Raw genomic sequence first — 26,817 nt, 5'->3', positions numbered from 1 at the left:
GTTTCTGATATAAATCTCATAAGATTGGTCATAAGAATTTGATCCGGGAGCCGGGGATGGAAATCAAACTGCACGCTAATGCCACTACCACGCCGCGCGTCCGGCGCTATCTGCAACAGTCCGATAAAAGCGACCGCGAGCTGGCGAGCGAGCTGGGAATTTCGGTGACCACCGTCAGACGCTGGCGCAACCGCGAACAGGTCGCCGACCGGCATACCACGCCGAAAGTGATACACAAAGCGATGAGACAAGAGCAGATCGCGCTGGTCAATGCACTGCGGGATCTCACCCTCGCACCGCTGGATGAGCTGTTGCAGCTGGTGAACGACGGGCTGGGCATTGCCGTCTCCCGCGCCACCCTGAACCGCTATCTGAAACCTGCAAAAACCGCACGACAGGGCGCGCCGCTGAGCGGTAAAAAAGCGCTGAAAGCCGGGCTGCTGCCGCACTGGCTGACGCTGCACCACCTGCCGCTGGCGTTATCCATGGACGATAACGGCGAGCATCATCTGCTGTGGGCGCGGGAGCCGGTGAGCGGCTGGTGCTTCGCCCGGCTGTATGCGGGCATCTCGTCGCAACGGGTGGTTAACTGGCTGGAGGAGGGACTGGCAGCCTGTCCGGCTGCTATACAATCTGTTGAGACTTTTATCTCACCTGCCGCCCTTGCCGGGCTACCGGCGCTTCTGGCGGAAAAGGGTATAACGGCAGAAATACAGGATGTCAGGCCCGTCACCCTGGCGGTGACGACGCCATTGGTTGAGATCATTCCACAACTGAAAGCAGAGCCAGCCGCCGGGCTGCTGGCGCGGCTGTGTGAAAGCTATAACAACAAGGCGCAGAAAAAGCTGGGGGGCGCGACGCCGCAGGCTTTTTTACAGGCGCTGCGGCGGGAAGGGTGATCACATTTTGGTGTAGGGCTTAAAGCGTTCCTGCATCTGGCGCAGCTGATCGATACGGGCGTCATAGCGCGCCTGTTGCAGACTGCCGAGCTTAACCTGCGCGCTGGCGCTGCCCAGCAGGGAAATGGCCTGATCGAGTTTTCCCTGTAACGCCTGGGTTTCCGCCCGCGCCGCCAGTTCCTGATCGCGGTGTCCCTGCGCCGCTTCCGCCTGCGCCAGCAGATCCCAGCCGTTAATGTCGTCCTTATTGGTAAAGGTATAACGATTGAGAATGGCTGCGGCTTCGGCAGGCTGGCCCGACTGCATATAGGCGTTCGCGAGGTTCAGTTGCAACACCGGACTGGTTTTGATCTCACGGGCGTTTTTCAGGCGATTAATGGCGTCGCTGTTTTTCTTCTGTCCGAGGTCAATGTCGGTGGCAAGATCCAGATACCAGACGTTACCCGGATCTTCGCGCAATAAGGATTGCAGCGCCTGGCTGGCCTCGGCGAATTTGCCGGCCTCCATTGCCTGGAGTGCCCGGCCATATTGGGCCGCACGCTGTTCACGCACGTTGCCTTTCGACCAGCTATCCAGCTGCTCGCCGGTCAGCTGATTGCGGCCGGAATTATACATTCCCAGGGCGCGGGCTTTCGCCAGGTAAAAATCTTCCGACGATTGCGCCACCACCGCTGGCATCTGGTTGGCGCGGTTGCGGGCGTCCGAGAGACGGCTTTCCGGTAAGGGGTGCGTCAGCAGGATCTCCGGCGGGCGGGAGGAGTAGCGAGCCTGATCGAGCAGTTTTTCCAGGAACCCCGGCATCGCCTGCGGATCGAAACCTGCGCGTTGCAATACCTGAATACCGATGCGATCCGCTTCCTGCTCGTTTTGCTGGGTAAAGCTGATCATGCCCTGGCGGGTACCGGCGAGCGTACCGGTCAGCGCCGCCATTCCCGCCTGCGGGCTGGCCATCGCCAGCAGAATTGAGCCTAATGCGCCAGCCCAGGTCAGGGGCGCGCTGTTTTTCTGATCTTCCATTGCCCGCGCCAGGTGGCGCTGGGTAACGTGAGAAATTTCGTGCGCCATCACCGAGGCCAGCTGGCTTTCGTTATCGGCATAGCGGAACAGCGCCGAATGCAGCACCACGTTGCCGCCAAAGAAGGCGAAGGCGTTAATTTCGTCGTTATTGATCAGGTAAAAATGAAAGGGCGTTTTCACCGAGTTAGCGTGGGAAACCAGACGCAACCCCAGGGAATTAATGTACTGCACCAGCAAAGGATCGCTGATGAGCGGCGCGCTGCCGCGCAGCTGGCGGACATAATAGTCGCCCATCTGCATTTCCTGACCAATAGATAATGTGCTTCCTGCGGAGGTGCCCATATCCGGTAAGCTGTCCGCGGAATCGGCCAGCGCCGGAGCGGCGGGGCTTAGCGTCAGCGCCGCAATCAACGTGGCGGCAAGGGTCTTTTTAAACTGCCTGAACATAACCTCAATCCTTTATCTGGGTTTGACCGTTTGACCTGCAATACCCGTTATCGTTCCATGATCGCAAAAGGTGCAAAACAGCACAGCGGGCATCAGGATTATCTTAGCAAGCCGGGGCATAGTTTCCTGTTCCAGCGACAAAAAGCGAAGTCTTTTTAGTGTCATTTCGCTACAATCGCACCACGTCGTTTTGACGAAGACTCTCCAGGGAAAGAATTATATGCTCGAAATGTTAATGCAGTGGTATCGCCGTCGCTTCAGCGATCCGGAGGCGATTGCGCTGCTGGTCATTTTGGTCGCGGGCTTTACCATCCTCTTCTTTTTTAGCGGCTTATTAGCGCCCCTGCTGGTGGCGATAGTGCTGGCCTACCTGCTGGAATGGCCGACCGCCCGCCTTGAGCACATTGGCTGCTCACGACGCTGGGCCGCAAGCATCGTATTAGTGCTGTTTGTCGGTATTCTGCTGCTGATGGCGCTGGTGGTGATGCCGATAGCCTGGCAGCAGGGGATCAACCTCATCCGCGATATGCCGGGTATGCTCAATAAATTATCCGACTACGCCGCCACGCTACCCCGTCGTTATCCGGCGCTGATGGATGCGGGCATCATCGACGCGATGGCGGAAAACATGCGCACCCGCATGCTGACGCTGGGCGACTCGGTGGTGAAATATTCGCTGGCCTCGCTGGTGGGGCTGCTGACGCTGGCGGTGTATCTGGTGCTGGTGCCGCTGATGGTCTTCTTCCTTGTGAAAGATAAAGAGCAGATGCTCAATGCCGTGCGCCGCGTACTGCCGCGCAACCGCGGGCTGGCGGGGCAGGTCTGGATCGAGATGAACCAGCAAATCACTAACTATATTCGCGGCAAAGTGCTGGAGATGGTCGTTGTCGGCGTCGCCACCTGGCTGGGCTTTATCCTGTTCGGCCTGAATTATTCGCTGCTGCTGGCGGTGCTGGTGGGATTCTCGGTGCTGATCCCTTATATCGGCGCGTTTGTGGTGACCATTCCGGTGATCGGCGTGGCGCTGTTCCAGTTTGGGCTTGGCACCGAGTTTTGGAGCTGCTTCGCGGTCTATCTCATCATTCAGGGGCTGGACGGCAACCTGCTGGTGCCGGTGCTGTTCTCGGAAGCGGTGAACTTACATCCGCTGGTGATCATCCTGTCGGTGGTGATTTTTGGCGGGCTGTGGGGATTCTGGGGCGTGTTCTTCGCCATTCCGCTGGCGACGTTAATCAAAGCGGTGGTGCATGCGTGGCCGGATGTGCCCGCAGTCGAAGAGTAATATTGCCGGGTGACGGCAGACGCCTCACCCGGCCTGTAGTCGTTGCGACCTGCAGGCCCGGCAAGCGCCGCCGGGCAAATAATCAGCTATGAGTTTTAATCCAGTTCAGCACGATATCGTGGTGATTGCTGGTCTTAAAATCGTCAAATACATGTTCAACGACGCCGTTGGCATCGATCAGAAAACTGATACGGTGAATACCGTCGTAAGTTTTCCCCATGAATGACTTCTCACCCCAGACGCCAAAGGCCTCGCAGACCTTATGATCTTCGTCTGAGAGCAGCGTAAAGTTCAGCAACTCTTTTTCGGCGAAGCGGGACAGTTTTTCCGGTTTGTCGGTGCTGATCCCCAGCACTTCCACGCCCGCTTTTTTCAGATCGTCCATGTTATCGCGTAAGCCGCAAGCCTGAACGGTACAGCCGGGGGTCATTGCCTTCGGATAGAAGTAGACCAGAACGCGCTGTCCCTGGAAGTCGGCCAAATTAACTTGTTCGCCATCTTGATCCGACAAGCTAAATGTCGGTGCAGGATCACCGGCTTTCAGTGGATTCATTACTTCACTCCATCATGTTCATCAGTTTGAGAATAGTTGACGACATTAATACTGCCTTGTGCGTTCAGTTCTGTACATAGTGCTTTGAACGCTTGCTCGATAATTGAGGCATTCTGCGAAGCGGGACTGTGGGCGGTGATCTGGATAAAGAGCTGCGCGGCAGCATCGCCCTGGGCGGGCTGCGTGCGGGAAACCAGCTCCGCAATATTCATATTGTGCGCGTCGAACAGGGCGGTGAACCTTTCGATAAGATGCGGCGAATCAGGCACATCGACCTGAACCCAGACGGTGGCGGGCATCGCCGTACCGGGGCGCGCGGTGGTGCGCTTCATCACGATCAGCAAATCCAGCTCGGCGCCCTTTAAGGGGAGGGTGGATTCAATCAGGGTAATCGCATTCCACGAGCCGGAAAGCAGCATAATAAAGGTAAATTCCTCACCCAGCATGGCCAGCCGGCTGTCTTCAATATTACAGCCGCAGCTGCTCACGTGACGGGTGATCGTGTTCACAATACCAGGCCTGTCGACACCAAGCGCTGTGATTACCAGATAATGTTGTGATGACGGTGTCAAACCTGTTCTTCCTGTAAGCGGTGAGGTAATCCTAAGGAAAGCATAAAAAAAACCTCCATACAACCGCCTGAAGGCCTCTCGTCGCTTGCTTTTATTACAGTTCCAAACGTACCATTGAGGCTCTTGTTTGCACAGAGGATGGCCCATGTTCACGGGAAGTATTGTCGCGCTTATCACGCCGATGGATGAAAAAGGTAATATCTGCCGGTCAAGCCTGAAGAAACTGATTGATTATCACGTCGCTAACGGAACCTCAGCGATCGTCTCGGTAGGAACCACCGGTGAGTCCGCCACGCTGAGCCACGATGAACATGGCGACGTGGTGATGATGACGCTGGACCTGGCTGACGGGCGCATCCCGGTGATCGCCGGTACCGGTGCAAACGCCACCGCCGAGGCCATCAGCCTGACGCAGCGTTTTAACGACAGCGGCATTGTCGGCTGCCTGACGGTGACCCCGTACTACAACCGTCCTACGCAGGAAGGGCTGTTCCAGCACTTCAAAGCCATCGCTGAACATACTGACCTGCCGCAAATCCTGTATAATGTGCCTTCGCGTACCGGTTGCGATATGCTGCCTGAAACCGTAGGACGCCTCTCGAAAGTTAAAAATATTGTCGCAATTAAAGAGGCGACCGGGAACTTAAGTCGCGTTCACCAGATCAAAGAGCTGGTTTCAGATGACTTTATTCTGCTGAGCGGCGATGATGCGACCGCGCTGGACTTTATGCAGCTCGGTGGTCACGGCGTGATTTCCGTGACAACAAACGTGGCAGCACGTGATATGGCTGAAATGTGCAGGCTGGCAGCTGAGGGGCATTACCGCGAAGCGCGCGTAATCAACCAGCGTCTGATGCCATTACATAACAAACTATTTGTCGAACCCAATCCTGTCCCGGTCAAATGGGCATGTAAGGAACTGGGGCTTGTAGCGACCGATACGCTGCGCCTGCCGATGACGCCGATCACCGACCACGGTCGTGAAGTCGTTGCCGCGGCGCTCAAGCATGCCGGTTTGCTGTAAAGTTTAGGGAGATTTGATGGCTTATTCAGTACAGAAGTCGCGCCTGGCGAAGGTTGCGGGTGTTTCGCTGGTGATGTTACTCGCCGCCTGTAATTCGGACTCGCGATACAAGCGCCAGGTGAGTGGTGATGAATCCTATCTGGATGCCGCGCCGCTTGCTGAACTTCACGCGCCTGCCGGCATGATCCTGCCGGTAGAAAATGGCGACTACCACGTCCCGGTGACCAACGGCAGCGGCGCTGTCGGTAAGGCGCTGGACATTCGTCCCCCTGCACAGCCGCTGGCGCTGGCGACGGGTACCCGTACCCAGTTCACCGGCGACACCGCCACGCTGCTGGTGGAAAACGGCCGTAACAATAACGTCTGGTCACAGGTAGTTAGCATACTTCAGGCGAATAACTACGCCATTGAGAAACGTGACGACGCCAGCCAGTCGCTGACCACCGGTTGGGTGGACTGGAACCGTCTGGATGAAGACCAGCAATACCGCGGCCGTTATCAAATCTCGGTTAAACAGCAGGGCTATCAGCAGGCGGTGATGGTGAAGCTGGTGAATCTGGAGCAGGCGGGTAAACCGGTTGCCGACATCGCGTCGCTGCAACGCTACAGCACCGAAATGCTGAACGTCATCTCCGCAGGTCTTGATAAAAACGCCACCGCAGCGTCTAACGCCTCGCAGAGCCGTACGGACGCCACGCTGGACGTGCAGAGCGCTGCCGATGACACCGGTCTGCCGATGCTGGTGGTGCGCGGTCCGTTCAACACCGTATGGCAACGTCTGCCGGGCGTGCTGGAAAAAGTGGGCATGAAAGTGACCGACAGCACCCGTTCAACGGGCAGCGTGGCGGTGACCTACAAGCCGCTGTCCGACAGCGACTGGCAGGAACTTGGCGCGCGCGATCCGGGCCTGTCATCCGGCGACTATAAGTTGCAGGTAGGCGATCTCGATAACCGCAGCAGCCTGCAGTTCATCGATCCGAAAGGTCATACGCTGACGCAGTCCCAGAATGACGCCCTGGTAGCCGTATTCCAGGCCGCATTCAGCAAGTAAAAAAGAAGGCCGGAGTTGTCCGGCCTTTTTTATCGCCATTGACGCACACGTTTGCGTCGGGCCGGAAAGCAGAATTTAGTCTCTAAATCATCATACCTGGAGTAACAAAGATGCAAAAGAAAGCTGAGTTGTATCGTGGCAAAGCGAAAACCGTTTACAGCACGGATAACCCGGACCTGTTGGTGCTCGAATTCCGCAATGATACGTCAGCAGGGGACGGCGCGCGCATTGAACAGTTCGACCGTAAAGGCATGGTGAATAACAAATTCAACCATTTCATTATGAGCAAACTGGAAGAGGCGGGCATCCCCACTCAGATGGAAGCGCTGCTCTCTGATACCGAATGCCTGGTTAAAAAGCTCGATATGGTGCCGGTAGAGTGCGTGGTACGTAACCGCGCCGCAGGGTCGCTGGTTAAGCGTCTGGGCATTGAAGAGGGTATCGAACTGAACCCGCCGCTGTTTGATATGTTCCTGAAGAACGATGCCATGCACGATCCTATGGTCAACGAATCCTACTGCGAAACCTTCGGCTGGGTGAATAAAGAAAACCTCGCGCGTATGAAAGAGCTGACCTACAAAGCCAACGACGTGCTGTTTAAGCTGTTTGACGATGCGGGTCTGATCCTCGTCGATTTCAAACTGGAGTTCGGCCTGTACAAAGGCGAAGTGGTGCTGGGGGATGAATTCTCCCCGGACGGCAGCCGCCTGTGGGACAAAGAAACCCTGGATAAAATGGACAAAGACCGTTTCCGCCAGAGCCTGGGTGGGCTGATCGAAGCCTATGAAGCGGTGGCTCACCGTCTCGGCGTAAAACTCGACTGATCTTCCGCAACATCGTTATGCCAGAGGCACTTGCCTGCCTCTGGCGTTCTGTGCCGTCTTTCTTATGGAAATCCTGCCTGTAAACGCCTACGATCTAAGAATAATTCCAGAATAAATCAGAGGTGGTTATGCGTTGGCAAGGGCGACGGGAAAGTAATAATGTCGAAGACAGGCGTAACGAATCCGGCGGCCCGATGATGGGCGGGCGGGGCATACGCTTACCGGCAGGCAAGGGCGGGATCATCCTGCTACTGGTGGTGGTCGTCGCAGGCTACTACGGCGTGGATCTCACCGGTTTGCTGACCGGACAGCCAGCCACGCAGCAAAGCGCGCCGCGGGCCACCGGGCCGCAGGAAAACGAAGCCGCAAAATTCACCTCAGTGATCTTCGCCACCACCGAAGAAACCTGGGGACAAATCTTCCAGAAAATGGGCGAAACTTATCAGCAACCGGTACTGGTCATGTATCGCAACCAGACCACCACCGGCTGCGGCACCGGTCAGTCCGTGATGGGGCCGTTCTACTGTCCGGCGGACAGCAAGGTCTATATCGATCTCTCTTTCTACGATGAAATGAAAAACAAACTCGGCGCGGCGGGTGACTTCGCGCAGGGCTATGTGATCGCTCATGAAGTGGGTCACCACGTGCAGAAACTGCTCGGCACTGAGCCGAAAGTGCGCCAGCTCCAGCAAAACTCCACCCCGTCGCAGGCGCGCCAGCTGTCGGTGCTGATGGAGTTACAGGCCGACTGTTATGCCGGGGTCTGGGGACACAGTATGCAGCAGCAGGGCGTGCTGGAAGCGGGCGATTTGCAGGAAGCGCTGAACGCCGCCGAAGCTATTGGCGACGACCGTCTGCAACAGCAAAGTCAGGGGCACGTGGTGCCGGACAGCTTCACTCACGGTACGTCTGAGCAGCGTTATACCTGGTTTAAGCGCGGTTTCGACAGCGGCGACATGAAACAATGCAATACCTTCGGCAACCGCCTGTAATGCCCGGCGTTGACGTGTGAACTTAACCGCACTGACACAAAACATGGCGCGCGAAGGTATTCGCCGCCTGCTGGTGATCGCCGGGGAAAGCGCATGGTGTGTTGAACAGGCGCAGCGCTTTGCCCGCGAACAGGGCGATGAGGTGCTGTGGATCAGCGATAGCCCCGATGTACCTCAAGCCAGCAGTCCGCGCGCTTTTCAGCGGCTGCTGGGCCGGGAATTCACCCATGCCATTTTTGATGCCCGCGACGCTTTTGACGTGGCGGCCTTTGCCGCGCTCAGCGGCACGCTGACCGCCGGTAGTTGGCTGGTATTACTGACACCGCCGCTGGCAGACTGGGCCGCTACGCCCGATGCCGACGCCACCCGCTGGAGCGATACCCGCGACCCCATCCCGACGCCAAATTTTATCCGCCACTTCTGCCGCACCCTGGAAGAAGACAGCGAGGTGCTGATCTGGCAGCAGCGTCATGCTTTGCCATCGCCCGATTTTTCCCGTCGCCCGCCATGGCATCCCGCGACGGGCGCGCCTGAGCGGGAACAGGCGGCGATCCTTGAACGCCTCGCCGCGCAACCACCCGCCGTTACCGTCGTCACCGCCCCGCGCGGACGCGGTAAATCAGCGCTGGCGGGTATGCATCTCGCCCGGCTCGCCGGTGACGCCATCGTGACTGCGCCAACGCGGGCGGCGACGGACGTCATGGCGCACTATGCCGGGGACCGTTTCACCTTCATGGCCCCGGACGCGCTGGCGCAACGGCTGGCGGAAGGCGATGCGCCGCACGCCCGCTGGCTGATCGTCGATGAAGCCGCCGCCATTCCCGGCCCGCTGCTGCATCAACTGGTCGCCGGATTTCCTCACGTGCTGCTCACCACCACGGTACAGGGCTATGAAGGCACCGGGCAGGGCTTTTTGCTCAAGTTCTGCGCGGGCTTTCCAGGTTTGCATCATGAAACCCTCAGCAAGCCGCTGCGCTGGGCCGCAGGCTGCCCGCTGGAGGCCTTTATCAGCCGGGTATTGCTGTTTGAGGATGACACCTTAACCCGTGTGCCGGAGGGCGATTATCAGATCGCACCGCTGGGACAGACAAGCTGGCAGCAGGATCCCGCGCAGCCAGCCGCGCTTTATCGCCTGCTGGCCAGCGCCCATTACCGCACTTCGCCGCTGGATTTACGCCGTATGATGGATGCGCCCGGCCAGCGCTTCTGGCAGGCGCGCACGGCTTCCTTGCCGGTGGCGGCGCTGTGGCTGGTGGAGGAGGGCGGTCTCTCCCCGGCGTTAAGCCAGGCGGTGTGGGCCGGATTTCGCCGTCCGCGCGGCAATCTGGTGGCGCAGTCGCTGGCGGCGCACGGCGGCGATCCACTGGCAGCCACCTTTAAAGGCCAGCGCATCAGCCGCATCGCCGTGCATCCTTACCGCCAGCGGGAAGGCATCGGCCAGGCGCTGATCGCCCGTGCGCTTGACCAGAGTGATGGCTGCGATTATCTGTCGGTCAGCTTTGGCTATACCCGCGAGCTGTGGCGCTTCTGGCAGCGCGCCGGATTTAAGCTGGTGCGCGCGGGCAGCTATCGAGAAGCCAGCAGCGGCTGTTACACGGCGATGGCGCTCTTGCCCCTCACCGACAGCGGCAGAGCGCTGGTGGCGGCTGAACAGCGGCGGCTGGCGCGGGATCTCCCCTGGCTTGCTCCCTGGCGCGATGAGGCGCTGGATCTGCCGCCAGCCGCTGACCAGGGGCTGAGCGATGCCGACTGGCAGGAACTGGCGGGATTCGCCTTTGCCCATCGCCCGCTGTCGGCATCGACCGGCGCGTTGCAGCGGCTGCTTATCGCCTGCGACCTGCCGCTGGAGGCCCTGCGCGCGCAGTTAGCGGCGGGGCTGGATGAGACGCAAATCTGCGTGCGGTTGCATCTTCACGGACGCAAAGCGCTGCTTGCGGCGCAACGGCAGCAAACCGCCGCGGCGCTGGCAAGCCTGGACGCCTCGCGCAGCAACGCCCTGAAAGATCACATTACGTCTCTGCAATTTTTTTAACTGACTCATTCAGTCATCCGGCATGGTCATTATGGCCGCAGGGCGTACACTTAGGGTATTGCCTTAAGGAGACCGTCATGAAACACGACCACTTTGTTGTACAAGCCCCGCAGACCCCGGCCAGACAACTGCTGCTGTTTTTTCATGGCGTCGGCGATAACCCGGTTTCTATGGCACAGGTCGCCAGCCTGTTCGCGCCGGTATTTCCGGAGGCGCTGATCGTCAGCATCGGCGGCGCTGAAGCCTGCGGTCCGGCACCGGCGCGCCAGTGGTTTTCCGTGCAGGACGTGACGGAAGAGAACCGTCAGGCGCGTGTCGACGCCATCATGCCGGTGTTTGTCGATACCGTGCGTTACTGGCAGCAACAAAGCGGCCTTGGTCCGCAGGCGACCGCGCTGGTGGGCTTTTCGCAGGGCGCGATCATGTCGCTGGAGAGCGTGAAAGCGCAGCCGCACCTGGCTTCAAGGGTCATTGCTTTCAACGGACGCTACGCCAGTCTGCCGACCCGCGTGAATCGCGATCTCACGCTGCATCTGATCCACGGCGGGGACGATCCGGTGATTAATCTGTCTCATGCGGTTGCGGCGCAGGAAGCGCTTTTAGCAGCGGGAGGGGATGTGACGCTGGATATTGTGGACGGGCTGGGACACGCCATTGACGATCGCAGCCTGCAACTGGCGCTGGATCACCTGCGTTTTACCGTGCCGAAGCACTATTTTGATGAAGCGCTGAGCGGTGGTAAACCGAACGACGACGATATCGTCGAGTTTATGTAAGCACTCTCTTCAGGCCCGGCAAGCTCGCGCTGCCGGGCGTTACCTTCAACAACCGGCTTATTTCTTTTTCGGCCAGTCGTCTTCGTCGTCCCACTTATCGTTAAAATCACGATGCGGGGGGAGATCGGGTTTATTGGCGAGAAACTTCTTATGGTCAACGCGCTTGAGATCTTTGATCACATTCAGCAGTACGCCGACCAGGAACACCAACACTAAAATCCACCAGTACTTTGCCAGCCAGTCCATGCGCTTATCCTCATTCAGTAATGCTTATCAGGCGACGAGCTGCACCATAATACGCTGGTACATGCGGGCGAGCAGTTGCAGATCGGCGGCGTTAACACATTCATTGATTTTATGAATTGTCGCATTCACCGGTCCCAGCTCCACCACCTGCGCGCCCATGCGGGCAATGAAGCGTCCGTCGGACGTGCCACCCGTGGTTAACAGCTGCGGTTTGATCTCATTATAGTGCGCAATCGCCTTCACTACCGCATCCACCAGCTTACCGCTGTCGGTCAGGAACGGCTGACCGGAGAGCCACCAGTCGATGGTATAACGCAACTGGTGTTTCTCCAGCAGCGCCATCACGCGGGATTTGATCATCTCGTCCGTCAGTTCGGTGCTGAAGCGGAAGTTGAACTGCACAAAGAGATCGCCGGGGATAACGTTATTGCTGCCGGTACCGGCCTGAATATTGGCGATCTGCATGCTGGTGGCCGGGAAGAATTCGTTGCCCTGATCCCACTCAATGTTGACCAGTTCGTCGATCATCGGCGCGGCGCGGTGCACCGGGTTATCCGCCAGATGCGGATAGGCCACATGCCCCTGCACGCCATGAATGGTCAGGTTGCAGGTCAGGGAGCCGCGACGGCCATTCTTGACCACATCGCCCACCACTTCAGTACTGGACGGCTCGCCCACCAGACAGTAATCAAGACGCTCATTACGCGCCATTAAGGTTTCCACGACCTTTACCGTGCCGTTGGTGGCGCTGGCTTCTTCATCGGAGGTGATCAGAAACGCCAGGCGGCCTTTATGATTGGGATGCTGGGCCACAAAACGTTCAGCGGCCACCACCATTGCAGCCAGCGATCCTTTCATATCCGCCGCGCCGCGTCCGAACAGCATGCCATCGCGGATCGTCGGTTCAAAGGGCGGATTGATCCAGCGATCGGCGTCCCCGGCAGGAACCACATCGGTATGACCGGCGAAAGCCAGCGTCTCGCCCTGACCGCGCCAGGCCCAGAAGTTTTGCGTGTCGCCAAAATCCATGGTTTCAATGGTAAAACCGATCGCGCGCAGACGCTCAATCATTAACGCCTGGCATCCCGCATCATCGGGGCTCAGGGAAGGGCGGCGAATAAGCTGTTGCGTCAGCTCAATGACCGGGCATGACATAGACTACACCTCGTTAAAATACAGCTCGTAACTGGATCCAGTGAAACCCAGCAGCATAGGCTTACCGGGCGCGCAGAGCAATGGGCGTTTAATAATTGCCGGCATTTCAAGCATCAGCGCCATGGCCGCATCGGCAGTGGTGATACCCGCGCGCTGTGCTTCGTCCAGCCTGCGCCAGGTGGTGCCGCGGATATTCAGCAGCGCTTCCCAGCCCAGTTCGTCAACGAAGGTACGTAATAAAGGCAGATCCAGGCCGTCAGAGCGGTAATCATGGAAGCGGTAATCAATCTGCTGATCGTCCAGCCAGCGGCGGGCTTTTTTGACGGTGTCGCAGTTTTTTATGCCATACAGCGTGATGATGGCCTGTTGCGCGGAAGCGGTCATGTCCAGTCCTGTGTCGTTTTTGTGATCCTGAAACCACTCATTGTATAACATTCATGAATGAGTTTGGGTAAATTTGCCTTTGGCTGTCAATTATTTTGAATAATGGCTGTCATTAGCGGGCTAATTTTACGCGTTATTATTATTTCTCTCTACACTGGCTTATTAATAGCAGGGTATCTATTTATGAATAAAATATCATCTTTTTTGCATGCGCATTAATAACAAAAATACTGCGCCTGAAAGTGATATTGCTGCGAATCATACATCATGAAATTATATATTAAGAAATCTTAATATTGCTGTGGATGATAATTTTTTGCATTCGCAGGATCCGGGCGGCGGAGAGGCAGGCGAGGCAAAACTTGAGCGGTTTTGTGCAGTTTTATGACCGCCGTCACGTGAGCGAAACGTTTCTATCGTTCGTTTCAGAATATTGCTATGTATCACAAAAATATAATGCGATACCGGGCATAGTTAATTCAGGCAAAAGAAGTGGCGGGGATAACAATCGTAGCAATCGCTTAAAATATCTTCACAACACCGTTTTGTTTTCGTAGAATAGCCATAATAATTACAGAGGTTGTTATGATTGAACATGAACTGGGGAACTGGAAAGACTTTATCGAAGGCATGCTTCGTAAATAATTTCCGGAACAAGACGTAAAGCAAGAAGCACTGAAACCATAAAAAATTGTGAAAAATATCACAAAGCAAAAGGCGACCTGACGGGTCGCCTTTTTTATTTGTTCAAACTTACTGACCGTCTTTCAGCGGGAAGCGCTGACGCACCAGCACGAAGAACAGCGGTACAAAGAAGATGGCCAGCACAGTGGCGGAAATCATCCCGCCCATCACCCCGGTGCCCACCGCATGCTGGCTGCCGGAGCCTGCGCCGGTACTGGTCGCCATCGGCAGCACGCCGAAAATAAACGCCAGCGAGGTCATCAGGATCGGGCGCAGACGCTGACGGCAGGCGTAAAGCGTGGCGGAGAGCAGATCCTGGCCTCTGGCGTTCATCTCATTGGCAAATTCCACGATCAGAATGGCGTTCTTCGCCGACAGGCCAATGACCGTCAACAGCCCCACCTGGAAGTAAACGTCGTTTTCCAGCCCGCGCATCCAGGTGGCGAGCAGCGCGCCTATCACCCCCAGCGGCACCACCAGCATTACCGAGAAGGGCACCGACCAGCTTTCGTACAGCGCTGCCAGGCAGAGGAACACCACCAGCAGCGAAATGGCGTACAGCGCCGGTGCCTGCGCGCCCGAGAGCCGTTCCTGATATGACATCGCCGTCCACTCCAGGCCAAAGCCGCCCGGCAGCTGTTTCACCAGGTTTTCCATAATGTCCATTGCGGTGCCGGTACTGACGCCCGGCGCAGCCTCGCCGACGATCTCCACCGCTGAATAGCCGTTATAGCGCTCCAGTCGTGGCGAACCCGTCTCCCAGCGCGAACTGGCGAAGGCGGAGAAGGGCACCATGCTGCCGTTTTTATTGCGCACGTACCACAGGTTGATGTCGTCCGGCAGCATGCGATATTTGGCGGCGGCCTGCACATAAACCTTTTTCACGCGGCCGCGATCCATAAAGTCATTCACATAGCTGGAGCCCCACGCCGTTTGCAGCGTGTCGTTAATGTCATCAATGGAGACGCCCAGCGCCTGCGCTTTGCGCTGATCGATATCAATCTGTAACTGCGGACTGTCGTCCAGCCCGTTGTGCCTTACGCGGGTAAGCTGCTTATTATCCCCCGCCAGCGTCATAAGCTGGTCGCGGGCGGCCATCAGCGCATCGTGTCCGGCTCCGGCGTGATCCTGTAGTTCCATATCAAAACCCGCCGAGCTGCCCAGTCCGCTGATCGCGGGCGGGCTGCTGGCGAATACCCGCGCTTCATTAATGCGGCTGAACGCTTTGGTGGCGCGTTCGATAATGGCGAAAGAGGTGCCGGTTTCGCTGTCCCGCTCTTCCCAGTCTTTCAGGCGCACAAACATCCGCGCCACGTTCTGCCCGTTACCGCCAGGGCCGGAGCCGACGGTGGCAAATACCGAAGTGACGGTATCTTTCTCATGGGTGAAGAAATAGTCTTCGATTTTCTGCACCACTTTCAGCGTCTGCTGCTGGGTGGCGCCGCTCGGCAGCTGTACCGAGGTGGTGAACATGCCGCGATCTTCCTGGGGTAAAAACGAAGTCGGCAGGCGTAAAAACAGAAACACCATGCCCCCCAGCAGCAGGACATAAACCACCATCCAGCGCAGGCTGCGGTGCAGGATCTTCGCCACGCCGGACTCATAGCGTGCGGCGTTGCGGTTAAACATGCGGTTAAACCAGCCAAAGAACCCTCTCTGACCGTGCTGCTCGCCTTTATGCAGCGGTTTAAGCATGGTGGCGCACAGCGCCGGGGTGAGGATCATCGCCACCAGTACCGACAGCACCATGGCGGCGACGATAGTAATGGAGAACTGCCGGTAAATAGCTCCTGTGGTGCCGCCGAAAAAGGCCATCGGCACGAACACCGCCGACAGCACCATCGCGATACCCACCAGCGCACCCTGAATCTGCCCCATGGATTTGCGTGTCGCCTCGCGGGGCGACAGGCCTTCCTCCGTCATGATGCGCTCGACGTTCTCCACCACCACAATGGCGTCATCCACCAGCAGACCGATGGCCAGCACCATGGCAAACATGGTCAGGGTGTTAATGCTGTAGCCGAAGGCGTAAAGCACCGCAAAGGTGCCGAGCAGCACCACAGGCACGGCGATGGTCGGGATCAGGGTGGCGCGGAAATTCTGTAAAAACAGATACATCACCAGGAAGACCAGCGCGATGGCTTCGATAAGGGTTTTCACCACGTCGATAATCGAGGCTTTCACAAAGGAGGTGGTTTCGTAGGCGACTTTATATTCGAGGCCATGCGGGAAAAAGGGCGCCAGTTCGTTGAGGCGGTCGATCACCAGCTTCGAGGTTTCCATCTCGTTGGCGCCGGAGGCCAGTTTCACCCCCAGCCCGGAGGCGGCCTTCCCGTTAAAGCGGCTGAGGTTGTCATACTTCTCCGCGCCCATTTCGACGGTGGCCACGTCCCCCAGCTTCACCTCTGAGCCATCCTGGTTCACGCGCAGGGTGATGGCGCGAAACTGCTCGGGGGTTTGCAGCAGCGACTGGGCATTAATGGTGGCGTTCAGCGCCTGGTCATCTACCGACGGTGTGCCGCCCAGCTGGCCGACGGCGATCTGCGCGTTCTGGGATTTAATGGCGTCCGTCACGTCGGTGGCGGTGAGCTGGAAGCTGTTGAGCTTCGCCGGATCGAGCCAGATACGCATCGAATACTGCGAACCATAGGCGTCAATATCACCGACGCCGTTTACGCGGCTCAGCGGCTCCTGAATATTACTGGCGACATAATCGGCAATATCTTGCTTATCCATGGAGCCGTCGGTGGAGACAAAGGCGATGGTCAGGATGTTGGTATCGCCGGTTTTACGTACCGTCACCCCCTGATTCTGCACCGCCTGCGGCAGTTTGCGCATCGCGGACTGCAACTGGTTTTGCACCTGCTGCACCGCCTCGTCCGGATCGGTACCGGCTTTAAAGCTCAGGGTGATGGACGCCTGGCCGGTGCCGCTGCTCTGCGACGACATATACATCAGGTTATCGAGACCGGTCATGTTCTGCTCGATCACCTGGGTGACGGTGTTTTCCAGCGTCTGCGCCGACGCGCCGGGATAGTTGGCGGTGACCCGCACATTAGGCGGGGCGAGATCGGGATATTGCTCAACGGGTAATGAAAAAATGGCCAGGGCGCCGGTCAGGCAGAGAATAATGGCTAACACCCAGGCAAAAATGGGGCGATCTATAAAGAAATTCGCCATCAGAAACAGGACCTCTTTTTGCTGTACTTCATTATTTTACATTGCTCGCTTCACTTTAGCGGCATCAGGGCGACTAAACGTGGAGAAAAAAAGGAGAAAGTGTAAATTACCGTCGTCACGACGTATCATCATGATCCTGCTATGTGTCGTGGAGTCGTATTACCGATGAATATTGAAATCATCAAAGACAAAATCCTTTCAGAAAACTACTTCGTGCTGCGCAATATCACCTACGACTTAACGCGGAAAAACGGCGAGGTTATTCGTCACAAACGGGAAGTGTACGATCGCGGCAACGGGGCGACCATTCTGCTCTACAGCCGGGAAAAACAGAGCGTGGTGCTGATCCGCCAGTTCCGCGTCGCCAGCTTTGTGAACGGTAATCCGGACGGACGGCTGATTGAAGCCTGCGCCGGTCTGCTGGACGATGACGAGCCGGAAGTGTGTATCCGTAAAGAAGCCATCGAAGAAACCGGCTATGCAGTCGGCGAGGTGCGCAAAGTGTTCGAGCTGTACATGTCCCCCGGCGGCGTCACGGAAATCGTGCATTTCTTTATCGCCGAATACAGTGAAGCCCAGCGCGCCAATGCGGGTGGCGGCGTGGAAGATGAAGATATTGAAGTGCTGGAAATCCCCTTTGCCGAAGCGCTTGCCATGGTACAGCGGGGCGAAATTCGTGACGGTAAGACGGTGATATTACTGCAATATTTACAGGCGTCCGGACTAATGGCTTGATTTTAATCAGGTTAATAAGATGTATTTTAAATAAATCTATCCGATAATTCTGATTGAGCATCAACCTCCGAATGAAGATCATACGCGCGTTTAATTAAGCGTATTTTCTTCCGGGGTTGTGCTGTCCATGCGTTATCGCGTTCTGATACTGTTTTTTCTCGGCCTGTTTACGGCGTTTTCATCGTGGGCGGCGCCTGCCCAGCAGCGCTACTCCGACTGGCAGGTGACCTGTAACAACCAGAACTTTTGCGTGGCGCGTAACACAGGCGAGCATCACGGGCTGGTGATGACGCTGGCCCGCAGCGCCGGCGCGAAAACCGACGCCACCCTGCGTATCGAAATGGGCGGCCTGGACGAGCCCGCTGCCCGCATCGCCCCCATTGCCCCCCGGCTGTTACTGGACGGCAAACCTCTGCCGCTGACCTCCCCCAACTGGAGCGTTACGCCTCAGCGCCTGATCACCGGCCATGCCGCCACCATCAGCGACTTTTTGCAGACCATTCAGGAGGCGCAAACCATCACCCTGCAAAACGGCGAGGGGATGATTTCGCTGGTGGGATTAAAGGCCGCGCTGCTGTTTATCGATGCCCAGCAAAAGCGCGTCGGCAGTGAAACCGCGTGGATCAACAAAGGCAGTAGCCCGCCGCTCAGCGTGCCGCCTGCGCCTGCGCTGAAAGGCGTCGCGCGGGTTAATCCGACGCCCACGCCGCTCACCCGGGAAGAGCTGGACGACCTGCTGGATTATGGCAACTGGCGGATGGGCAATACCCAGTGTTCCCTCGATCCGGCGCGCCGGGAAGTGCGGGTGACCGCGTTAACGGATGATAAAGCGCTGCTGATGATTGGCTGTGAAGCCGGGGCCTACAACACGGTGGATCTCGCCTGGCTGGTATCCCGTGAAAAGCCTTATGCATCGCGCATGGTGAAGCTACGCCTGCCGTTCACGCCCGCCAGCGGGGATAACGATATGGAAATGATGAACGTGGGATTTGATACGAAAACCCGCGAACTGACCACCCTGGCCAAAGGTCGCGGGCTGACTGATTGTGGTATTCAGACCCGCTGGCGGTTTGACGGCCAGCGTTTTCGTCTGGTGCGCTATGCGGAAGAGCCAAGCTGTGATAACTGGCATGGGCCAGATGCCTGGCCCACCCTGTGGATCACACGTTAAGCACTTTCTTCGCTTTCGCCACCACGTTGTCGACGGTAAAGCCAAAGTACGGGAACAGCTTATCCGCCGGTGCGGATTCACCGTAGCCGGTCATGCCGACAATCGCCCCTTTCAGGCCGACGTATTTATACCAGTAGTCGGCGATACCCGCTTCCACCGCCACGCGGGCGCTGACGTCTGACGGCAGCACCGCCTCGTGGTACTCCTCATCCTGCGCATCGAAAATATCGGTAGACGGCAGCGACACCACGCGTACCTTATGGCCTTCTTCACGCAGCTTCGCGGCGGCATTGACGGTGATCTCCACCTCGGAGCCGGTGGCGATAAGGATGATGTCCGGCGTACCGTCGGAATCCTGCAAAATATAGCCGCCGCGGGAGATGGCTTTCACCTGTTCCGGGGTACGCTCCATCTGCGTCAGGTTCTGACGGGAGAGGATCAGCGCCGTCGGGCCGTTATGGCGCTCAATGGCCAGCTTCCAGCCCACCGCCGCTTCCACCTGATCGCACGGACGCCAGGTGCTGAAGTTTGGCGTCAGACGCAGGCTGGCGAGCTGTTCCACCGCCTGGTGCGTCGGACCATCTTCCCCCAGACCGATGGAGTCATGGGTATAGACCATGATCTGCCGCGCCTTCATCAGCGCCGCCATACGCGCCGCATTACGCGCATACTCCACGAACATCAGGAAGGTGGCGGTATAAGGCACAAAGCCGCCGTGATGGGCGATACCGTTGGCGATGGCGGTCATACCGAATTCACGTACGCCGTAGTGGATGTAGTTCCCGGCAGGATCTTCTTTCAGCGAGGTCGAGCCGGACCAGATGGTCAGGTTACTGGGCGCCAGATCCGCCGAGCCGCCCAGCAGTTCCGGCAGCGCCGGGCCATACTGGTTGAGGGCATTCTGCGAAGCCTTACGGCTGGCGATTTTCGCAGGCTCCGCCTGCAGTTTTTCGATGTACTGCTGAGTTAACTGCTCCCAGTTTTCCGGCAGGCCGCCGCTCATGCGGCGGGTAAATTCAGCCGCCAGCTCCGGGTGCGCTTTTTCATAAGCGGCGTATTTTTCGTTCCACGCCTGCTGGGCTTTCTCGCCGCGTTCGCGGGCGTCCCATGCGCGATAGATCTCTTTCGGGATCTCAAAGGCCGCATGTTTCCAGCCCAGTTTCTGGCGGGTGAGGGCGACTTCTTCTTCCCCCAGCGCCGCGCCGTGAGATTCTTCTTTGCCCGCTTTGTTTGGCGAGCCATAACCGATCACCGTACGGCAGATGATCAGCGACGGCTTGTCGGTCACGCTCTGCGCTTCCTGAATGGCTTTTTTCAGCGCTTCCGGATCGTGACCGTCAATTTCATGCACCACATGCCAGTGGTAGGCTTCGAAACGCTTCGCGGTGTCATCGGTGAACCAGCCTTCGGTTTCGCCATCAATGGAGATGCCGTTGTGATCGTAGAAGCCGATCAGCTTACCCAGCCCCAGCGTACCCGCCAGCGAACAGACCTCGTGAGAAATCCCTTCCATCAGGCAGCCATCGCCCATAAACACATAAGTGAAGTGATCGACGATATCGTGGCCCGGCTGGTTAAACTGCGCCGCCAGCGTGCGCTCGGCAATCGCCAGACCGACGGCGTTCGCCAGCCCCTGACCCAGTGGACCCGTAGTGGTTTCCACGCCCGGCGTATAGCCGATTTCCGGGTGGCCCGGCGTTTTAGAGTGCAGCTGACGGAAGTTTTTCAGTTCCTCAATCGGCAGATCGTAGCCGGAGAGGTGCAGCAGGCTGTACAGCAGCATTGAGGCGTGACCGTTCGACAAAATAAAGCGGTCGCGATCGTACCAGGTCGGATCCGTCGGGTTGTGCTTGAGGAAGTCGTTCCACAGCACCTCCGCAATATCGGCCATGCCCATCGGTGCACCGGGGTGCCCGGAATTGGATTTTTGCACCGCGTCCATACTCAGGGCGCGGATAGCATTGGCAAGCTCTTTACGGGACATAGTTCTCTCCATGGCAAAAGTTACAGTTTGGCGGCAAGCAAATCTTCCAGGCTGCGCTGATCGACAGCGAACTGGCGAATACCATCGGCGAGCTTCTCAACGGCCATCGGATCCTGGTTATGCTCCCAGCGGAATTCGGCTTCGGTCAGCGGCGGCTGACGCTGGAAGGTCTGGGAAGACGGCACCAGCTTGCGCTCAACAGTGCCTTCTTTCTCCTGCAACTCCTTCAGCAGCGCCGGAGAGATGGTCAGACGGTCGCAGCCTGCCAGCGCGAGGATCTGTTCGATACGGCGGAAGCTGGCGCCCATCACGATGGTTTCAAAGCGGTTACGCTTGTAGAAATCATAAATATTACGTACGGACTTCACGCCCGGATCTTCTTCGACCACGTACGGATCCATGGGTTTGCGATCCTGATACCAGTCGTAAATACGGCCCACGAACGGCGAAATCAGGTACACGCCCGCTTCGGCGCAGGCACGGGCCTGCGCAAAGGAGAACAGCAGGGTCAGGTTACATTTGATGCCCTGTTTTTCCAGCTCCTCGGCGGCGCGGATACCTTCCCAGGTGGAGGCGAGTTTGATCAGGATGCGGGATTTATCAATGCCCTGTTCCTCGTACAACTCCACCAGGCGCAGCGCTTTAGCCATGCTCTTTTCTTTATCAAAAGAGAGGCGGGCATCCACTTCGGTGGAGACGCGTCCCGGTATGCTTTTCAGAATTTCCGCACCGATATTCACCGCCAGTTTGTCGCTGGCCTCCGCCACGATCTGCTCCTGGGTTTTCCCGCGTTTTTTACCGTATTCCAGCGCGTCATCAACGAGGTGGGAGAAGTGCGGCAGCGCGGCGGCCTTCAGCAGCAGCGAGGGGTTAGTGGTGGCGTCTTCCGGCTGATAACTGCGAATGGACTCAATATCGCCGCTGTCGGCGACCACGGTGGTGAATTTTTTGATGCCGTCTAAATAATTCATGCTAAATACTCCTTAAAAACCAAAAGCTTACGCTAGTGTGTTATCGCACACTTTTGTGAAGTTGTTCACGGGCCTGATAAAAAAGCATAGCAGACCGGGGCTGGCTTGCCGGGGAAGGGTGTAACAGCACTGTTATAATTTGATAACAAATTTGCTTTTGGATTGGTAAGAGTTTGGCGGCGTTCAAAGTTTATGAGCCGTCATGGGGCGATACTGGTGGATGCATCAGGATAGCTATCACGCTTCAACCCTACTAACGATACGTGAAAGGATCACCATAATGGATGAACAACTAAAACAGAGCGCGCTCGATTTTCACGAATTCCCGGTTCCCGGCAAAATTCAGGTTTCCCCCACTAAACCGCTGGCGACGCAGCGCGATCTGGCGCTGGCCTATTCACCGGGCGTGGCTGCGCCCTGTCTGGAAATCGAAAAAGATCCGCTGGCGGCGTACAAATACACCGCGCGCGGCAACCTGGTGGCGGTGATTTCCAACGGTACCGCCGTGCTTGGCCTCGGCAATATCGGCGCGCTGGCAGGCAAACCGGTGATGGAAGGCAAGGGCGTACTGTTTAAAAAATTCGCCGGCATCGACGTGTTCGACATTGAAGTGGACGAACTGGATCCCGACAAGCTGATCGACGTGGTGGCGTCGCTGGAACCCACTTTTGGCGGCATCAACCTTGAAGACATCAAAGCGCCGGAGTGTTTTTACATCGAGCAGAAGCTGCGCGAACGAATGAACATCCCGGTGTTCCATGACGATCAGCACGGCACGGCGATTATCAGCACCGCCGCCATTCTGAACGGCCTGCGGGTGGTGGAGAAGAACCTCTCCGACGTGCGTATGGTGGTCTCCGGCGCGGGCGCCGCCGCCATTGCCTGCATGAACCTGCTGGTCATGCTCGGCATGCAAAAACACAATATTGTGGTCTGCGACTCAAAAGGGGTGATCTACAAAGACCGCGAGCCGAACATGGCGGAAACCAAAGCCGCCTACGCCATCGACGATGACGGCAGGCGCACCCTCGCCGACGTGGTGAAGGACGCCGATATTTTCCTCGGCTGTTCCGGGCCGAAAGTGCTGACGCCGGAAATGGTCAAAGAGATGGCGCGTCAGCCGCTGATCCTCGCGCTGGCTAATCCGGAGCCGGAGATCCTGCCGCCGCTGGCGAAAGAAGTCCGTCCGGATGCCATTATCTGCACCGGTCGTTCCGACTATCCGAACCAGGTGAATAATGTCCTCTGCTTCCCGTTTATTTTCCGCGGCGCGCTGGACGTGGGCGCTACCGCCATTAACGAAGAGATGAAGCTGGCCGCCGTGCATGCTATCGCCGAACTGGCCCATGCCGAGCAGAGCGAAGTGGTGGCCTCCGCCTATGGCGATCAGGATCTGAACTTCGGCCCCGACTACCTGATCCCGAAACCTTTTGATCCACGTCTGATCGTCAAGATCGCCCCGGCGGTAGCGAAAGCGGCCATGGATACCGGCGTCGCCACCCGGCCAATCACAGACTTTACCGCCTACATCGACAAGCTGACGGAGTTTGTCTATAAAACCAACCTGTTCATGAAGCCGATTTTCTCCCAGGCGCGTAACGAGCCGAAACGTGTGGTGCTGGCGGAAGGCGAGGAAGCGCGGGTGCTGCACGCCACCCAGGAGCTGATCACGCTGGGGCTGGCGAAGCCGATCCTGATCGGTCGTCCGGGCGTCATCGAAATGCGCATCCAGAAGCTGGGGCTGCAAATCAAGGCGGGCGTCGATTTTGAGATCGTCAACAATGAATCGGATCCGCGCTTTAAAGAGTACTGGAACGAATACTACGGCATCATGAAACGCCGGGGGATCACCCAGGAGCAGGCGCAGCGCGCGGTGATTAGCAACTCCACGGTGATCGGCGCGATCATGGTACAGCGCGGCGAAGCGGATGCGCTGATCTGCGGCACCATCGGCGATTACCATGAGCATTTCAGCGTGGTGCAGCAGCTGTTCGGCTATCGCGATGGCGTGAACGCGGCGGGGGCGATGAACGCCTTACTGCTGCCAAGCGGCAACACCTTTATTACCGATACCTACGTCAACGACGATCCGACGCCGGAACAGCTGGCGGAGATCACCCTGATGGCGGCGGAAACCGTACGCCGCTTCGGTATCGAACCGCGCGTGGCGCTGCTGTCGCACTCTAACTTTGGTTCATCGAATTCGCCTGCGGCCTGCAAAATGCGCGACACGCTGGCGCTGGTGCGTGAACGCGCGCCGGATCTGATGATCGACGGTGAGATGCACGGCGATGCGGCGCTGGTGGAGAGTATTCGCCAGGATCGCATGCCGGACAGCCCGCTGAAAGGCTCGGCCAATATTCTGGTGATGCCGAACGTGGAGGCGGCGCGCATTAGTTACAACTTACTTCGCGTTTCCAGCTCGGAAGGCGTCACCGTTGGCCCGGTGCTGATGGGCGTGGCAAAACCGGTGCATGTGCTGACGCCCATCGCCTCCGTACGGCGTATCGTCAACATGGTGGCGCTGGCGGTGGTCGAAGCCCAGACGCAGCCGCTGTGATCCTGTTTTCCCCTCACCGGCGGGTGAGGGGAGCTTTATTTCACCTTACCAGTTATAACTCACCGTCGCCGTCATGGTGCGGCCCACGCCATAGAAGCAGGCCGAGTCGCTGGCGCAGGACGCCACATATTTGGTATCCGCCACGTTATTGACGTTAAACTGCACCGACGCCCCTTTCAGGCTGCCGTTCATCTCGCCCAGATCGTAACTTACCATCGCGTCATACAGATCCACCGCCGGGACTTTAAAGCTGTTGCGCGCGTCGCCGTAACTGGTGCCGATATAACGCATACCCACCCCTGCGGTCAGGCTTTTCAGCGGACCGCCCGGCAGGGTATAGCTGGCGAAAGCCGAAGCCATGTGCGTCGGAATACGCGCCGGGGTTTTACCTTCGGTGCCGGCGACCGTGGTGCTGACGGTTTCCGCGTCGGTGTAGGTGTACGCGCCAATCAGGTTAATACTGTCGAGCAGCGTGGAATGCACTTCGGCTTCCACGCCTTTTGAGCGCACTTCCCCGGCATTTTCAAACCAGCCCGCCGCGCTGTCATAGGTGGGTACATTATTTTGTCTTAAGTCATACACCGCCAGCGTCATCAGGGTGCTGTCCACCGGCTGATACTTCACGCCCACTTCCGTTTGCTTGCCGGTGGTGGGTTTGAACGGCGCCACGCCCGGCGCGCGGTTAGTTTGCAGGTTAGGTTCAAAGGAGGTGCTGTAGCTGATGTACGGCGACAGGCCGAACTCAAAGGCATACAGCAGGCCGGTGCGCCAGGTGAATTTATTGTCGTTCTGCTGCACCGTATCCGCTGTGCCGGTAAAGTCGCTGGTGCGCACTTCGTCCCAGTCATAACGCCCGGAGAGCAGTAATTCCCAGTTATTCCAGCTCAGCTGATCCTGCGCATACACGCCCAGCTGATCCAGCGTCTGTTTTTCGTCGGTCATCGTACGGAATGCGCCTTCATCCACCTTCACGCCGTACACCGGACGCTGCCAGTCAAGGTCATACTGCGAGCCTGCGCCGCGCGCCAGCGTCTGGCGATCGTTACTGGACTTATAATCCACGCCGCCGAGCAGCGTATGGCTTATCTCGCCAGTGACATATTGCGCTTCCAGCTGGTTATCAAGGCCAAACTCATCGGTCTGACGGGTTTCATGCTGGGCGCGGCGGGTCAGCAGGGAACTGTTAGCGGCGCTGGTGGCAAACACCAGATAACGGTATTTCTGTTTGATGGTGGAATAACGCGCATTCTGGCGGAAGGTGAGCGCCTCATTAAGCTGATGCTCAAACTCATAGCCGATCATCGTCTGCTCGCGCCAGGACTGGTCGTAATCCGTATCGCTGACGTTAAAGTCCCGCGGGATATACTTGCCGTCCACCGGCACCACCGTCCCGTAATAGGGCAGGAAATTGCGATACCCGGCGTCGGGATCTTTCTGGTAGCTGGAAAGCAGCGTAAAGCGCGTCTGATCGTTCGGGAACCAGGTGATCGCCGGGGCGATCGCCATGCGCGTCTCTTTATAATCCTCCACCTGGTTATGCTGGGTGCGGCCAAGGCCGTTGACGCGATACAGCACGCGGCCATCGTCGCTCAGCTGGCCGCCAAAATCGAAGGCGCCTTCCGCCAGCTCGTTATTGCCGGTGCGGAACTGCACGCTGTGGATCGGCTCCGCCGTCGGACGTTTGCTGGTCATGCTGATAAGCCCGCCCGGATTCACCTGACCGAACAGCACCGACGCCGGGCCGCGTACCAGTTCAACGCGCTCCAGCAGCCAGGGATCCACCGTGCCGGTCTGCGACGACGCGCTGGCGCCAAAACTCAGCCCGTCGAGGTATTTCGGCACGTAGCTGAAGCCACGCACGAACACCTCATCATTGCGGTTTGACGAGCCGCGGTATTCGGTAAAGGCCCCGGCGCTGTAGCGCAACGCCTGCGACACCGAGGTGACATCCAGCGCTTTCATCTGATCGCGCGTCACCACTGACACCGACTGCGGCGTTTTCACCAGCTCAGTGGCGGTTTTGGTGGACGACAGGGTTTTGGTCGCCACTATGCCTTTAACGGGCGCCGTGGGATCTTCTGCGGTACCCGGCGTCACCACCATGGTTTCTTCATTTGCCTTCACCGGCAGCGCAGCACCCGCCGCCAGGCTGAGCACCCAGAGTTGCATCATCTTATTTTTATTAAACATTTTATTATTAATTTCCCGTTTTGCTTTTGCCATCATCCGCCAGCGTCCCCCGGAGGGGGATCGCAGGTATCCCTCAAAATCACTATGA

22 protein-coding genes are annotated in these 26,817 nt (G+C 57.7%); 12 read left to right on the top strand and 10 right to left on the bottom strand.

Going from position 1 to position 26,817, the window contains the following annotated elements; all coding sequences use genetic code 11:
* Window positions 1–56: 56 nt before the first annotated feature.
* Window positions 57–899 (top strand): XRE family transcriptional regulator, encoded by an 843-nt coding sequence (locus QRD42_RS18850; protein ID WP_321987850.1) that lies wholly within the window; start codon window positions 57–59, stop codon window positions 897–899.
* Here QRD42_RS18850 and bepA read toward each other — a convergent pair whose 3' ends face one another.
* Window positions 900–2,363 (bottom strand): beta-barrel assembly-enhancing protease, encoded by a 1,464-nt coding sequence (gene bepA, locus QRD42_RS18845; RefSeq protein ID WP_318362749.1) that lies wholly within the window; start codon window positions 2,361–2,363, stop codon window positions 900–902. It abuts the gene before it with no gap.
* 220 nt (window positions 2,364–2,583) lie between these two features.
* Between bepA and QRD42_RS18840 the strand changes: the two genes are divergently transcribed.
* On the top strand, window positions 2,584–3,645 hold the full coding sequence (locus QRD42_RS18840) for an AI-2E family transporter (protein ID WP_321987849.1): 1,062 nt from the start codon (window positions 2,584–2,586) through the stop codon (window positions 3,643–3,645).
* 82 nt (window positions 3,646–3,727) lie between these two features.
* On the opposite strand, the gene bcp is transcribed toward QRD42_RS18840, so the two are convergent.
* Complete coding sequence (gene bcp / locus QRD42_RS18835; RefSeq protein WP_072569300.1) at window positions 3,728–4,198, bottom strand: thioredoxin-dependent thiol peroxidase; 471 nt, start codon at window positions 4,196–4,198, stop codon at window positions 3,728–3,730.
* Window positions 4,198–4,770 (bottom strand): glycine cleavage system transcriptional repressor, encoded by a 573-nt coding sequence (locus QRD42_RS18830; protein WP_318362751.1) that lies wholly within the window; start codon window positions 4,768–4,770, stop codon window positions 4,198–4,200. Before QRD42_RS18830 ends, bcp begins: the two co-directional genes overlap by 1 nt.
* A 145-nt stretch (window positions 4,771–4,915) precedes the next feature.
* Between QRD42_RS18830 and dapA the strand changes: the two genes are divergently transcribed.
* The 6 genes from dapA (at window position 4,916) to ypfH (ending at window position 11,469) form a co-directional block, all read left to right on the top strand.
* Window positions 4,916–5,794 carry a 4-hydroxy-tetrahydrodipicolinate synthase gene (gene dapA / locus QRD42_RS18825; RefSeq protein ID WP_318374843.1) on the top strand — a complete coding sequence of 293 codons (879 nt, stop codon included), beginning with the start codon at window positions 4,916–4,918 and terminating at the stop codon, window positions 5,792–5,794.
* Window positions 5,795–5,810: 16 nt separating this feature from the next.
* A complete protein-coding gene (bamC, locus tag QRD42_RS18820) occupies window positions 5,811–6,845 on the top strand; it encodes an outer membrane protein assembly factor BamC (protein WP_072569297.1) in 1,035 nt (344 codons plus the stop codon).
* Window positions 6,846–6,955: 110 nt separating this feature from the next.
* The gene (purC, locus tag QRD42_RS18815) at window positions 6,956–7,669 is read left to right on the top strand and encodes a phosphoribosylaminoimidazolesuccinocarboxamide synthase (protein ID WP_072569296.1); all 714 of its coding nucleotides are present in this window, start codon (window positions 6,956–6,958) and stop codon (window positions 7,667–7,669) included.
* 128 nt (window positions 7,670–7,797) lie between these two features.
* Window positions 7,798–8,661, top strand: coding sequence for a neutral zinc metallopeptidase (locus QRD42_RS18810; RefSeq protein ID WP_072569295.1), 864 nt, complete (start codon window positions 7,798–7,800; stop codon window positions 8,659–8,661).
* Window positions 8,662–8,704: 43 nt separating this feature from the next.
* Complete coding sequence (locus tag QRD42_RS18805) at window positions 8,705–10,693, top strand: tRNA(Met) cytidine acetyltransferase TmcA (protein WP_321988797.1); 1,989 nt, start codon at window positions 8,705–8,707, stop codon at window positions 10,691–10,693.
* Window positions 10,694–10,770: 77 nt separating this feature from the next.
* Window positions 10,771–11,469 (top strand): esterase, encoded by a 699-nt coding sequence (gene ypfH, locus QRD42_RS18800; RefSeq protein WP_318362753.1) that lies wholly within the window; start codon window positions 10,771–10,773, stop codon window positions 11,467–11,469.
* Between the two features lie 57 nt (window positions 11,470–11,526).
* Here the strand turns inward: ypfH and QRD42_RS18795 are convergent, their stop codons facing one another.
* Genes QRD42_RS18795 through QRD42_RS18785 form a run of 3 tightly spaced genes read right to left on the bottom strand, consistent with a single transcriptional unit; the run spans window position 11,527 to window position 13,230 of the window.
* Complete coding sequence (locus tag QRD42_RS18795; RefSeq protein ID WP_072569292.1) at window positions 11,527–11,715, bottom strand: YpfN family protein; 189 nt, start codon at window positions 11,713–11,715, stop codon at window positions 11,527–11,529.
* 27 nt (window positions 11,716–11,742) lie between these two features.
* A complete protein-coding gene (dapE, locus tag QRD42_RS18790) occupies window positions 11,743–12,870 on the bottom strand; it encodes a succinyl-diaminopimelate desuccinylase (RefSeq protein WP_072569291.1) in 1,128 nt (375 codons plus the stop codon).
* A gap of 3 nt (window positions 12,871–12,873) precedes the next feature.
* Complete coding sequence (locus tag QRD42_RS18785) at window positions 12,874–13,230, bottom strand: ArsC family reductase (RefSeq protein WP_321988796.1); 357 nt, start codon at window positions 13,228–13,230, stop codon at window positions 12,874–12,876.
* A gap of 609 nt (window positions 13,231–13,839) precedes the next feature.
* On the opposite strand from QRD42_RS18785, the gene ypfM reads away from it, so the two are divergent.
* Entirely contained in the window at window positions 13,840–13,899 is a 60-nt protein-coding gene (gene ypfM, locus QRD42_RS18780; RefSeq protein ID WP_100181659.1) for a protein YpfM, read from the top strand.
* Between the two features lie 108 nt (window positions 13,900–14,007).
* Here the strand turns inward: ypfM and acrD are convergent, their stop codons facing one another.
* Complete coding sequence (gene acrD / locus QRD42_RS18775) at window positions 14,008–17,118, bottom strand: multidrug efflux RND transporter permease AcrD (protein ID WP_072569290.1); 3,111 nt, start codon at window positions 17,116–17,118, stop codon at window positions 14,008–14,010.
* Between the two features lie 165 nt (window positions 17,119–17,283).
* Between acrD and nudK the strand changes: the two genes are divergently transcribed.
* Both nudK and QRD42_RS18765 read left to right on the top strand, forming a co-directional pair.
* Window positions 17,284–17,853 carry a GDP-mannose pyrophosphatase NudK gene (gene nudK, locus QRD42_RS18770; protein WP_412176398.1) on the top strand — a complete coding sequence of 190 codons (570 nt, stop codon included), beginning with the start codon at window positions 17,284–17,286 and terminating at the stop codon, window positions 17,851–17,853.
* A gap of 127 nt (window positions 17,854–17,980) precedes the next feature.
* Window positions 17,981–19,024, top strand: coding sequence for a DUF1176 domain-containing protein (locus tag QRD42_RS18765; RefSeq protein WP_321987848.1), 1,044 nt, complete (start codon window positions 17,981–17,983; stop codon window positions 19,022–19,024).
* On the opposite strand, the gene tkt is transcribed toward QRD42_RS18765, so the two are convergent.
* On the bottom strand, window positions 19,014–21,008 hold the full coding sequence (gene tkt, locus QRD42_RS18760) for a transketolase (protein ID WP_321987847.1): 1,995 nt from the start codon (window positions 21,006–21,008) through the stop codon (window positions 19,014–19,016). The genes QRD42_RS18765 and tkt overlap by 11 nt on opposite strands.
* Window positions 21,009–21,028: 20 nt before the next feature.
* Window positions 21,029–21,979: a transaldolase gene (gene tal / locus QRD42_RS18755; RefSeq protein ID WP_321987846.1), complete on the bottom strand. Its 951-nt coding sequence runs from the start codon at window positions 21,977–21,979 to the stop codon at window positions 21,029–21,031.
* Window positions 21,980–22,259: 280 nt separating this feature from the next.
* Between tal and maeB the strand changes: the two genes are divergently transcribed.
* Window positions 22,260–24,539 (top strand): NADP-dependent oxaloacetate-decarboxylating malate dehydrogenase, encoded by a 2,280-nt coding sequence (gene maeB / locus QRD42_RS18750; RefSeq protein ID WP_321987845.1) that lies wholly within the window; start codon window positions 22,260–22,262, stop codon window positions 24,537–24,539.
* A 45-nt stretch (window positions 24,540–24,584) separates the two neighbouring features.
* On the opposite strand, the gene QRD42_RS18745 is transcribed toward maeB, so the two are convergent.
* A complete protein-coding gene (locus QRD42_RS18745) occupies window positions 24,585–26,729 on the bottom strand; it encodes a TonB-dependent siderophore receptor (protein WP_321987844.1) in 2,145 nt (714 codons plus the stop codon).
* Window positions 26,730–26,817: the final 88 nt, after the last annotated feature.

The sequence above is a fragment of the Enterobacter sp. PGRG2 genome (assembly GCF_030291195.1).
In the GTDB taxonomy this organism is placed as follows: Bacteria; Pseudomonadota; Gammaproteobacteria; order Enterobacterales; family Enterobacteriaceae; genus Enterobacter_D.
This window is presented reverse-complemented; position numbering and strand designations above follow the sequence as displayed.

Coding starts and splice junctions, on each gene's coding strand:
- maeB (WP_321987845.1), top strand. CDS start 22,260: ATGGATGAACAACTAAAACAGAGCGCGCTCGATTTTCACGAATTCCCG.
- bamC (WP_072569297.1), top strand. CDS start 5,811: ATGGCTTATTCAGTACAGAAGTCGCGCCTGGCGAAGGTTGCGGGTGTT.
- ypfH (WP_318362753.1), top strand. CDS start 10,771: ATGAAACACGACCACTTTGTTGTACAAGCCCCGCAGACCCCGGCCAGA.
- purC (WP_072569296.1), top strand. CDS start 6,956: ATGCAAAAGAAAGCTGAGTTGTATCGTGGCAAAGCGAAAACCGTTTAC.
- QRD42_RS18745 (WP_321987844.1), bottom strand. CDS start 26,729: ATGTTTAATAAAAATAAGATGATGCAACTCTGGGTGCTCAGCCTGGCG.
- QRD42_RS18850 (WP_321987850.1), top strand. CDS start 57: ATGGAAATCAAACTGCACGCTAATGCCACTACCACGCCGCGCGTCCGG.
- QRD42_RS18810 (WP_072569295.1), top strand. CDS start 7,798: ATGCGTTGGCAAGGGCGACGGGAAAGTAATAATGTCGAAGACAGGCGT.
- acrD (WP_072569290.1), bottom strand. CDS start 17,118: ATGGCGAATTTCTTTATAGATCGCCCCATTTTTGCCTGGGTGTTAGCC.
- QRD42_RS18840 (WP_321987849.1), top strand. CDS start 2,584: ATGCTCGAAATGTTAATGCAGTGGTATCGCCGTCGCTTCAGCGATCCG.
- QRD42_RS18765 (WP_321987848.1), top strand. CDS start 17,981: ATGCGTTATCGCGTTCTGATACTGTTTTTTCTCGGCCTGTTTACGGCG.
- bcp (WP_072569300.1), bottom strand. CDS start 4,198: ATGAATCCACTGAAAGCCGGTGATCCTGCACCGACATTTAGCTTGTCG.
- dapE (WP_072569291.1), bottom strand. CDS start 12,870: ATGTCATGCCCGGTCATTGAGCTGACGCAACAGCTTATTCGCCGCCCT.
- tal (WP_321987846.1), bottom strand. CDS start 21,979: ATGAATTATTTAGACGGCATCAAAAAATTCACCACCGTGGTCGCCGAC.
- bepA (WP_318362749.1), bottom strand. CDS start 2,363: ATGTTCAGGCAGTTTAAAAAGACCCTTGCCGCCACGTTGATTGCGGCG.
- dapA (WP_318374843.1), top strand. CDS start 4,916: ATGTTCACGGGAAGTATTGTCGCGCTTATCACGCCGATGGATGAAAAA.
- tkt (WP_321987847.1), bottom strand. CDS start 21,008: ATGTCCCGTAAAGAGCTTGCCAATGCTATCCGCGCCCTGAGTATGGAC.
- QRD42_RS18805 (WP_321988797.1), top strand. CDS start 8,705: ATGGCGCGCGAAGGTATTCGCCGCCTGCTGGTGATCGCCGGGGAAAGC.
- nudK (WP_412176398.1), top strand. CDS start 17,284: ATGAATATTGAAATCATCAAAGACAAAATCCTTTCAGAAAACTACTTC.
- QRD42_RS18795 (WP_072569292.1), bottom strand. CDS start 11,715: ATGGACTGGCTGGCAAAGTACTGGTGGATTTTAGTGTTGGTGTTCCTG.